Genomic DNA, 2,430 nt, shown 5'->3' with positions numbered 1-2,430 from the left:
GCGTGTCGACCATTCCGGCAGTAGCCATGGACTGCAGTGTGCGGTAGACGGTGGTCAGGCCGATGTTCTCGCCGCGGCGGCGCAACTCGTCGTGCAACTCCTGGGCCGAGCGGAATTCGTCGAGCGTCTCGAGCAACGTCGAGATGGCGGCCCGCTGACGGGTGGAACGGACGGTGGTGCCCTCCCCGGCGGCGCCGGTCACGGGGTGTCCTCGCTCGCGTGGGCGACCGCATCGACGACGATGTGGGCGAGGTGATGGTCCGCGAGCCGGTAGAGCACTTCACGCCCGGAGCGCTCGCCGGACACCACCCCGGCGGCCTTGAGAATCTTCAGATGCTGGCTCACCAGCGGCTGCGGCACCCCCAACGCGTCGACCAATTCGTGCACGCAGCGCTGGGATTCGCGCAGTTGCAACACGATCGCGATGCGCACCGGGGCAGCCAGTGCGCGCAGCAACTCCCCGGCGGCATCGAGAATGTCCCGCGGCGGGGGCACCGGATAAGCGGGGTGCTGGTCAGCGATGTGCTCGTGATGACCGACCAGGTCATCATCGGCGGGTGGGGCCGAAGGCGTCCGGGGCGACGTCACTTTATGGAGTCACCACCTTTTGAGTTCACGTCGGAGTTGTGTTGCACTCGCGCCTAACACGGCCCGCGGCTGCACTCCACTGTCACATGCATGATGATGCATGTCAAAGACCGGGATGCCGATCGCTACCATGACTGATGTTTTGCGGGCCGTGTCGTTGCTGCCCGCTCTGTCACATCCTCCGAAGGGAGCGCACGCCTCGTGGCGTCTGTTATCGATACCGTAGTCAACCTGGCCAAACGACGCGGCTTCGTCTTTCCCGCGGGGGAGATCTATGGGGGCACGAAGTCGGCGTGGGACTACGGCCCACTGGGGGTGGAGCTCAAGGAGAACATCAAGCGCCAGTGGTGGCGCTCGGTCGTCACCGGCCGCGACGACGTGGTCGGACTCGACTCTTCGATCATCCTGCCGCGCGAGGTATGGGTGGCATCCGGTCACGTCGAGGTCTTCCACGATCCGCTGGTCGAGTCGTTGATCACCCACAAGCGGTACCGCGCCGACCACCTCATCGAGGCCTATGAAGCCAAACACGGACATCCGCCGCCCAACGGGCTTGCCGATATACGTGACCCGGAAACCGGCGAACCGGGTCAGTGGACCGAACCGCGCGAATTCAACATGATGCTCAAGACCTACCTCGGCCCGATCGAGACCGAGGAGGGGTTGCACTATCTGCGCCCAGAGACCGCCCAGGGCATCTTCGTCAACTTCGCCAACGTGGTCACCACCTCGCGCCGCAAGCCTCCGTTCGGCATCGGGCAAATCGGCAAGAGCTTCCGCAACGAGATCACTCCCGGCAACTTCATCTTCCGCACCCGCGAGTTCGAGCAGATGGAGATGGAATTCTTCGTAGAACCGTCGACGGCCAAGGAGTGGCACCAGTACTGGATCAACACCCGCCGCCAGTGGTACGTCGACCTCGGCATCGACCCGGAAAACTTGCGACTCTACGAACACCCCAAAGAGAAGCTGTCGCACTACTCCGACCGCACCGTCGACATCGAGTACAAGTTCGGGTTCCAGGGCAACCCCTGGGGCGAGTTGGAAGGTGTCGCGAACCGTACCGACTTCGACCTGTCGACTCACTCCAAGCACTCCGGCACCGAACTTTCGTACTACGACCAGGGGACCGACACTCGCTACACGCCGTATGTCATCGAACCCGCAGCCGGGTTGACCAGGTCTTTCATGGCATTTCTGATCGACGCCTACACCGAGGACGAGGCTCCCAACGCCAAGGGCGGCATGGACAAGCGCACGGTGCTGCGGTTAGACCCGCGGTTGGCGCCGGTCAAAGCCGCCGTGCTGCCGCTCTCTCGACACGCCGACCTCAGTCCCAAAGCCCGCGACCTGGCCGCCGAGCTACGGAAGTCCTGGAACATCGATTTCGACGACGCAGGCGCGATCGGCCGGCGCTATCGACGCCAGGACGAGATCGGCACGCCGTACTGCGTGACCGTCGACTTCGACTCGCTGGAGGACAACGCGGTCACGGTGCGCGAGCGTGACGCGATGACCCAGGAGCGCGTCGCGATCGACCAGGTGGCCGATTACCTGGCCGTGCGACTCAAAGGCATTTGACGCCGACGGCAGTTAGGCTGCGCGACCGGGGCCGTGATCGGCCCCAGGCCGGTCCGAAGTTGAGGTTGCGGTGTGTCGATCTCGGTAACGCTCGGACGCGCGGTTGAGAATTACCTCCTCAGAGGAGGGGCATTAGACGATGAGTTTTTGGGTGTTGCCGCCGGAGATTAATTCGTTGCGGATGTTTTCGGGTGCGGGGTCGGGGCCGATGGTGGAGGCGGCGGCGGCCTGGGAGGGACTGGCGGCCGAACTGGGCATGGC

General features: G+C 64.2%; 4 protein-coding genes. 2 read left to right on the top strand and 2 right to left on the bottom strand.

Annotation, left to right across the window (positions count from 1 at the left end; all coding sequences use genetic code 11):
• Both A5634_RS25760 and A5634_RS25755 read right to left on the bottom strand, forming a co-directional pair.
• The coding region (locus A5634_RS25760) for a transcriptional repressor (RefSeq protein ID WP_172831794.1) at positions 1–202 on the bottom strand (202 nt) is incomplete at its 3' end.
• Positions 199–588 carry an ArsR/SmtB family transcription factor gene (locus A5634_RS25755; protein ID WP_065146862.1) on the bottom strand — a complete coding sequence of 130 codons (390 nt, stop codon included), beginning with the start codon at positions 586–588 and terminating at the stop codon, positions 199–201. The genes A5634_RS25755 and A5634_RS25760, both read right to left, overlap by 4 nt.
• Before the next feature lie 201 nt (positions 589–789).
• Between A5634_RS25755 and A5634_RS25750 the strand changes: the two genes are divergently transcribed.
• Entirely contained in the window at positions 790–2,169 is a 1,380-nt protein-coding gene (locus A5634_RS25750) for a glycine--tRNA ligase (RefSeq protein ID WP_065146861.1), read from the top strand.
• A gap of 139 nt (positions 2,170–2,308) precedes the next feature.
• Positions 2,309–2,430 (top strand): PPE domain-containing protein (locus tag A5634_RS27785; RefSeq protein ID WP_155769736.1); only part of this gene is annotated, 122 nt, incomplete at its 3' end.

Origin of the sequence: Mycobacterium asiaticum (assembly GCF_001673365.1) — a bacterium.
In the GTDB taxonomy this organism is placed as follows: domain Bacteria; phylum Actinomycetota; class Actinomycetes; order Mycobacteriales; family Mycobacteriaceae; genus Mycobacterium; species Mycobacterium asiaticum_A.
The sequence above is the reverse complement of the archived record's forward strand: the minus strand, read 5'-3'. Positions and strand labels throughout refer to the sequence as shown.